The following is a 7700-nucleotide window of genomic DNA, read 5'->3' as shown; positions in this document are numbered from 1 at the left end:
GCAGAGCCAAGGTGTATTTCACTAAATTTATTTCAGCAAGCTGAAAATCGAATTTTCATTATTTACCCCTCTGCCTTCGGCATCTCCCCTCAAACAGGGGAGAAATTTCGGAAAACCCCGACGCAAGCGTCGAGGAATTATATTGATTAAAAATTTATTTTAAGATTTAGCGAAATTAGGGTTGAAGCCTAAACGGCATTAAAGTTTGTACTGGATGGTTTTTTATACCTATTAGCAAATCTTTTGTTTCGTTAATTCTGAATTCTTCAGGAAGCTCGGATTCCAGTAATTTGGTCGCCACATCCAGATCGAAACCTTTTTTCAAAAGTTCCTGCAGCATGCTTTTCTTCTTGGGAAAGTAAGAAACCTGATAACTGGCTGTTCCAGAAAGTTCAGCAGCTTTACGAATAGCATCTCCTAATATTCCAATCTCATCTGCTAAACCATTTGCTACAGCATCAAAGCTGCTCCAAACCTGACCTTGAGCAACTTGTTCTACTTCCTGCAGGCTCATCGATCTGCCAAAAGAAACACGCTCTTTGAATTCAAGATAAGTTTCCTGCAGAGATTTATTCATCGCAGCAATATCGCTGTTGGAAGGTTTTTTGTAAAAATCGAAAGCATGAACATATTTTCCCTTACCGATATCTTCGCTATTAATGCCAAGTTTATCCGATAAACCTTCCACATTGGGGAACATCGCAACCACGCCGATTGAGCCTGTAATAGTGAAAGGATCTACAAAAATATGATCTGCCAGCGATGAAATGTAATATCCACCGGAAGCAGCCACATTTCCCATCGATACAATTACGGGTTTCTGCTCTTTTACCTGACTGATCTTTTGGGTAATATTTTCTGAAATAAGTGCACTTCCACCCGGGCTGTTTACCCGAAGTACAATTGCTTTTACAGAATTATCCAATCTCAGATCCTCCAACACCGAATTCAATTTCTCAGCAGAAAGATTATTGGCAGATGGAATGTTCATATTCGGAGCAATCGTGCCCTGGGCATAAACTACGGCTATTTTATAAGCGGAAACAGGATTTAAAGTTGCATTATATTTTTTATAATCAACAAGTTTATTCTTCAAAAAGTATTTTTTGATAACATCATCTCGATAAAATAGTTCATCTACCAGCTTGTAATCTAAGGCGGCATTGTGATTTATGAAAAGTTGATCCCGTTGTTCAAAAATGTGCTTGATCTCCGATTTGTTCAATTCTCTATTTCGTGCAATATTTTCCAGAACAGAATTGTAGATAGAATCGTAAAGCTTTGATATGTTCTGCTTTACAGGATTAGAAAATGATGAGCGGGAATAAGTTTCGCCGGCTCCTTTGTATTTACCGGCAGAAAGCACTGTTACATCGATTCCTATTTTATCGAAAAGATCTTTGTAAAAAAGAACGTTGCCGCCAACTCCTGTTAACACGATTCCTGCTGAAGCTGATGGATTCAAATATATTTTGTCGCTCACAGAAGCCAGAAAATAATCTTTGTTCATGGCAAAATCCAGATATGTAATAACTTGCTTGCCAGTCGCTCTAAAAGCTTCCAGAGCATTCATAAGTTCGTGCAAGTCTGCATATCCTGCCGAAATGAAATTCGGTTCCAGAAGTATCCCGGAAATTTTTTCATCTTTTGCTGCTACAGTTATTTTATTTACTAAGTCGTGAACGCTGGTTTCTGAACTGTTAAAATATCCTTCTTCATATTCGTTGTAAGCAACAATAGAACCATTGAGTGCAATGTGCAGGAAGGAATTATCATTTACTCTGCTAAACTGTTTTGAACCTGTAAATTCTTTACCTATTTTATTCAAACCGGAAAGGGATAAAAATATTATCAAAACTACTATCAGGAAAGATGTTAAACATCCAAAAGCAAACCATTTTGATTTCATAGATTCTCCTATTTTATATTTAATTCTTTAAATTTTCGAGAAAGATTACTTACCTGCAAACCTAGATCTGCAGCTGTTTGAGAGACGTTATTATCATGCATCTTGAGCTGAGTGGAAAGATATTTTGTTTCGAATTCTTTTTTCTTTTCTTTATAATTCATTGTTTCATTCCAGAAGTTTGAGGAGGTTTTTAATTGACCCAGAAATTCAATATCCTCGGGTTCGATATTTTGTTTGGAAACTAAAATATATATTCGTTCTATATAATTTCTCAATTCCCGCACGTTTCCTTTATATTGCCAGGATTGCATTATCTTAATAGTTTCAGGATGAAAAACTTTAAGTGGCAGATTCAGATCTTTGGCAAAATAGTTTGCGTAATGATTGATGAGAAGAGGAATATCGGCTGGATGATGACGCAGGGGAGGAGTTATTATCGGAATAACGTTTAAGCGATAATAAAGATCCTCTCTAAAACTGCCGCTTTCCACAAGTTCCTCCAGGTTTTTGTGAGTTGCTGCAATTATTCTTACATCAATTTTCTGGGTTTTATTTCCTCCGACTCGTTCAAATTCACCTTCCTGAATTACCCGCAGGATCTTTGCCTGTGCATTCAAATTCATATCTCCGATTTCATCCAGGAACAAAGTTCCGCCATCTGCCTGCTCGATTTTTCCATCTTTACTTTTTACTGCACCCGTGAAAGCTCCTTTTTCAAAACCAAAAAGTTCGCTTTCCACCAGTTCATTGGGAATGGCAGCCGAATTGAACTTTACGAAAGGTTTATCAACACGATTGCTGAGATGATGCACAGCGTAAGCAACGAGTTCCTTGCCGGTACCGCTTTCACCACGGATAAGCACTTTGGAATCGCTGGGAGCTACTTTTTGTATCATAGAAAGCATTTCCTGTATTGGTTCACTTTCTCCGATAATTTTATATTGCTCACTAACATCATTTTTCAATCTATTGTAGTCTTTTTTTATATTTTTGTATTCCAGGGCTTTTTTGATGATAACTTTTATTTTGGTAAGGCTGAGAGGTTTTTCCAGAAAATCATAAGCTCCAAGGCGCATTGCTTGTACAGCTTCTTTTATGCCGCTATGACCGGAGATCATTATCACGATAATATTAGGATTATTTTCCTTTATCTGTTTTAATACATCGATCCCATTTGCTCCGTCCAGTCTAACGTCCAATAAAATTATATCAGGATGAAATGAATCTACTTTTTCCAAACCATTTTTGCTGTTCAAGGCATATTCACAGTCATATTTCTCATCTTCCATGATATTTTTTAAAGTTAAACAGATATTCATTTCATCATCAATTATCAATACTCTCATCTTTTCCTCTTTCCTTGATTGTTATAATAAATTCTGTACCAACATTTAACTTGCTGTTTACTTCTATTTCGGCTTCGTTGATATCAATAAGTTTCTTTACTAAAGCAAGTCCAAGCCCGGTGCCTTTCTTCTTTTTCGTATAATATGGTTCAAATATTTTATTTACATGTTCTTCAGAAATTCCTACACCATTATCATTTATGGAAATTTCTAAATTTTCTTCGTTTTGAGCTACTTTTATTTCAATTTCAGGATTTTCCGGAGAAGCATCGATGGCATTTTGGAGGATGTTTGTAATGATCTGATAAAAATGAGTTCTATCAAATTCAATCGTAAGTTTTTCAGGACAGATGAATTCAATATCAAATCGATGTGTATAGGATTGCAAAATTTCTTTAAGTGCATGTTTAAGGTTAAAAATGGAAAAATCAGGTTCTATGTTTTTGGCAAAACTGGAAAATGAATAAGCCAGCTTCTGCAGATTTTCGATCTCCTGATTGATAATTTTTATGGATTCTGAAAAAATCGAGTCAAATTTATTTTTATCAAATTCAAATTTTTCTTCCAGTCTTTGCACAGTCAGCTGAATAGGTGTGAGGGGATTTTTGATCTCATGAGCTAAAATGCGGGAAAGTTCTTTCCAAATGCTTTCTTTTTCGGCTCTAATCAGTTTCTTCTGAGTTGTTTCCAATTCTTCCGACATGCGATTGAAAGAGATCTTGAGATCTTTGAGTTCTTTGAAACCGGTAACCGGCAGTTTTACTCCAAAATCTCCTTTCCGGATCTTAACAGTGGCAGATTGCATCTCTTTCAGTGGTTTTGTGATAACATAAAAAACTATGATAAAAGTGGTAACTGAGATCAGCATAAGCACAAACAAAAATCCTGTGGAATAGATCTGAGCTTCGTGCCGTATCATTTCCGAAGCAGCTCTGCTGGAATTGAATTTTCTTAGCAATTCTTTAGCCTGCAAGCTGTCAGTTTTGGTTTGGAAGGCAAGTTGAGACAATGATTCGTCAAATTGTAATGATTGAAAAGCTTCACCGGATTCCCGGTGCTTTTGAATAAAAAAAGCATTGATAAAGATAAGGCTACTTAGATAAAGTACCAGAAATAAAGTTATTACAAGTGCTCGAAGACTGATCTTAACTTTCATAATGAGAATTCTTTTTATTGAAAATCTGTTTCAAATTCCTGTTTTAAGCAGGGAGTATTTACTTTTGGTTTTTTGAATTTCCAAAGCATCATCATGTCGTATTCTTTTTGCATGGATTGAAGTTTGATTTTCTTAAGATAGGCAGAAAGTAGAATATGTCCGCCATCATATTTAACGCTATTATAGGAATATTCCACATTAGATATAATTTCTTTTAATTCTTCGTAATTACTGGCTGTAGTCTGCATTTGCTGCTCTTCCAGATAAACTGTATAATACTTTCCTAATGGGTCAAACAGAACTGCATGACGAAATTCAGCATCATGAATCTGAAGATCTTCACTGAATATCTTTATATTAAAAAAGATCTCAATCCGCTGACCAGACTTGAATACTTCTTCAAAATCATTTTCAAAGGCATCGATCAATTGAGCGGAAACAAAGATCTGACTTCCTACAAAAGAAGCAAATACATTATCGAACTTTGCATTGTTACCTTCATAGCTGGAAAGCAGCATCATGCTTAGAGTTATCACTCCAGTAATGATTTTATTCGATAAAGTCTGAAACATTATATTCCTCTCTAAATAAATTAGCCTCTGACAGACCAATTCTGCCAGAGACTAATTTTATCTCTGCTAACTTGTCAATATTTAAAATCCGAACCAGGGTCCGAAACTGAATGTTATACTGTCCATGTTAGTATCTGGTGCATTTAATAGTTTAATTTTCTCACCATTTCTTTTAGCTTGCCATCCTTCGGAAGAATAACTAACCATGTAAGCCGCTTCAGCTCTGAAACTAAGCCAATCCAGGATTCTCCAGTGAAAAGCTACTCTCGGTTGGAAAAGCATATAATCAGAATATAACTTTAACTTTGATTTATAATCATAGTATTCATTCATATTAGCACTTGGATTATCAAAATCAAAATTTGTTAAACCTTGATTACTCTTGCTTTGTTTAACAACAAATTCAGTACCACCCCAACCAATCATAAATCCAATTGAAGTAATGAATTTACGGGAAAGTGCATAACGTTTATCCAGTGTAATACCTCCGTAACCGATGCTATATTTTGCTGTTCTTTTTACAGGTTCTGTAAAAAAGAGAGTATCATTACAAGTCCAATCAAACATAGTTGTTTGTTTCTTCTCATAACCAGCGCCCATTCCTCCAAGAAACCAGCCTTTTCCTACATTTCCCATTCCACCACCACCGTGGATCAGAAAACCATCTTCAGAAAATGTTTCGTCATCGAAATCTAAATCTGCCAGGAAAGTATTGATTTCCGTAACATCAGGCATGTACCAGATGGGAAGCCAACCACCACTTCCATCACCAACTGGAAGGCGCTTCTTCTTCTCACCTTTTTTAGTAATGATTACATCTTTGTCGCGTTTTTGGAGTGTATTCAATGTAAGTGTTGTTTCATAGATCTTTCCCAGACGGAAAAATTTCACATTAACTTCATCGCCGATATTATGAGATTTGATAAGATTTACAAGGTGTCTTTCAAATTTTACCTTTTCACCATCAAATTCCATAACAATATCGCCTTTCATGATGCCAGCATTTTGGGCAGGACCATTTTCGGTAACTCCAGAAACATAGACACCATAATTATAATCATAGTGCATTTCGTAGATATCTTCAAAATCCAGATTGGAAAGGAAGACACCCATTTTGGGAGAATCACTGTCAAAATCGGTAAGCGTGATTGTTAAATTTTCCAGATCTGCTTCTTCCATGGCAGCATCGATCTCCATTTGAACTTCTTCCATGGTGGCATTCAGATCTTTTACTTCCTCATCCTGGGCAAATAATCCAGAAAAACTGAAGATAATTACAACTAACATAACTTTTAAAACTCTATTCATCATAACCTCCTTTTAGCCTTTTTAGCTTGCAAAGCTTGTGCCAAACTTTTCAAATTGTTTTAACTTCATAAATTTCAGCAACATACAATGATGAATAGCATTCTTGTGAGTTCTCATATTTTATTTTTTTGATAAAAGTGATAATTCCAGTTTATCAAAAAGATGAAAAAACGAGCTATCAAAATTTATGTATTGTTGGACTTCACGTCTCGTGGAGTTCCAGAGTTTATCCTTTTCGGCTCAAAAATATGGTTAAGATTGATCGAAGACGATCAGCAGAAACATGCAGTTCAATCAAGACGATTGAACTAACCTTGTGGATGGTTGAAAACCTCCTCAATGGTTGGTAGTGAAGTAACCATTCACAAGGTCTCGCAAGCTCAACCATTGAGAAGGCTATAATTTTGATCTCGATCTAAAGTCTAATAACAAAATATTCTTTCCGACAGCTTCTCTTGAGAATACTGGAAATTGCTGTCGGAAAGTTTTTTCAGTTTCAACTTTACGAAACCAACTCTGAAGAAATCGAAATAGAAGGTTTCGGAAAGTATAGATGCCGAAGGCAGAGGAGTAAAGAATGAAATTAAACAACCTGGGTTTTGGACTTCATTTGGGCTAAAGCCCTTTTTCTTTTTTCATCTCTATACCCCGCGCTGAAGCACGGGGCTATTCAATTCGGAATCAACTTCTGAAAAAAAAAGCGAAACTGGAGTTGATGATGAGTCAAATCATCACATGTGTCCTAAAGTCCAGACGGAACTGAACTCCAGTATAAAATATTCTTTCCCACAGCTTCTCTTGAGCATACTGGAAATTGCTGTCGGAAAGTTTTTTTAGTTTCAACTTTACGAAACCAACTCTGAAGAAATCGAAATAGAAGGTTTCGGAAAGTATAGATGCCAAAGGCAGAAGGGTAAAGAATGAAATTAAACAACTTGGGTTTCAACCCCTCAATTGGGCTAAAGCCCATTTTGTTTTTGCTATTTTTCCCCCGCGATAAATCACGGGGCTATTCAATTCGGAATCGACTTCTGAAAAAAAAAAGCGAAACTGGAGTTGATGATGAGTCAAATCATCACATGTGTCCTAAAGTCCAGACGGAACTGAACTCCAGTATAAAATATTCTTTCCCACAGCTTCTCTTGAGAATACTGGAAATTGCTGTCGGAAAGTTTTTCAGTTTCAACTTTACGAAACCAACTCTGAAGAAATCGAAATAAAAGGTTTCGGAAAGTATAGATGCCGAAGGCAGAGGAGTAAAGAATGAAATTAAACAACCTGGGTTTTGAACGTCGTTTGGGCTAAAGCCCATTTTGTTTTTGCTATTTTTTTCCCCGCGATAAATCACGGGGCTATTCAATTCGGACTCGACTTCTGAAAAGCAAAGCGATACTGGAGTTGATGACGAG

General features: G+C 36.2%; 6 protein-coding genes. All 6 read right to left on the bottom strand.

Translation table 11 applies throughout. The annotated features are described in order from the left end of the window. Positions 1–175 precede the first annotated feature (175 nt). On the bottom strand, positions 176–1909 hold the full coding sequence (sppA, locus tag K9N40_12490) for a signal peptide peptidase SppA (protein MCF7815286.1): 1734 nt from the start codon (positions 1907–1909) through the stop codon (positions 176–178). A gap of 8 nt (positions 1910–1917) precedes the next feature. Beyond that, a complete protein-coding gene (locus K9N40_12485; GenBank protein ID MCF7815285.1) occupies positions 1918–3255 on the bottom strand; it encodes a sigma-54 dependent transcriptional regulator in 1338 nt (445 codons plus the stop codon). Continuing rightward, positions 3236–4411 carry a HAMP domain-containing histidine kinase gene (locus K9N40_12480; protein ID MCF7815284.1) on the bottom strand — a complete coding sequence of 392 codons (1176 nt, stop codon included), beginning with the start codon at positions 4409–4411 and terminating at the stop codon, positions 3236–3238. Before K9N40_12480 ends, K9N40_12485 begins: the two co-directional genes overlap by 20 nt. 14 nt (positions 4412–4425) lie before the next feature. Beyond that, positions 4426–4983 carry a hypothetical protein gene (locus K9N40_12475; protein MCF7815283.1) on the bottom strand — a complete coding sequence of 186 codons (558 nt, stop codon included), beginning with the start codon at positions 4981–4983 and terminating at the stop codon, positions 4426–4428. Between the two features lie 81 nt (positions 4984–5064). Continuing rightward, complete coding sequence (locus K9N40_12470; protein MCF7815282.1) at positions 5065–6291, bottom strand: PDZ domain-containing protein; 1227 nt, start codon at positions 6289–6291, stop codon at positions 5065–5067. A gap of 1075 nt (positions 6292–7366) precedes the next feature. Then, positions 7367–7700, bottom strand: a 334-nt coding sequence (locus tag K9N40_12465; protein MCF7815281.1) for a hypothetical protein, incomplete at its 5' end; no start/stop codon positions are given.

Source organism: Candidatus Cloacimonadota bacterium (assembly GCA_021734245.1).
GTDB lineage: Bacteria > Cloacimonadota > Cloacimonadia > Cloacimonadales > TCS61 > B137-G9.
The sequence above is the reverse complement of the archived record's forward strand: the minus strand, read 5'-3'. Positions and strand labels throughout refer to the sequence as shown.

Excerpts from the sequence above, each read along its gene's own strand:
- sppA (MCF7815286.1), bottom strand. The coding sequence starts at position 1,909 with ATGAAATCAAAATGGTTTGCTTTTGGATGTTTAACATCTTTCCTGATA.
- K9N40_12485 (MCF7815285.1), bottom strand. The coding sequence starts at position 3,255 with ATGAGAGTATTGATAATTGATGATGAAATGAATATCTGTTTAACTTTA.
- K9N40_12480 (MCF7815284.1), bottom strand. The coding sequence starts at position 4,411 with ATGAAAGTTAAGATCAGTCTTCGAGCACTTGTAATAACTTTATTTCTG.
- K9N40_12475 (MCF7815283.1), bottom strand. The coding sequence starts at position 4,983 with ATGTTTCAGACTTTATCGAATAAAATCATTACTGGAGTGATAACTCTA.
- K9N40_12470 (MCF7815282.1), bottom strand. The coding sequence starts at position 6,291 with ATGAATAGAGTTTTAAAAGTTATGTTAGTTGTAATTATCTTCAGTTTT.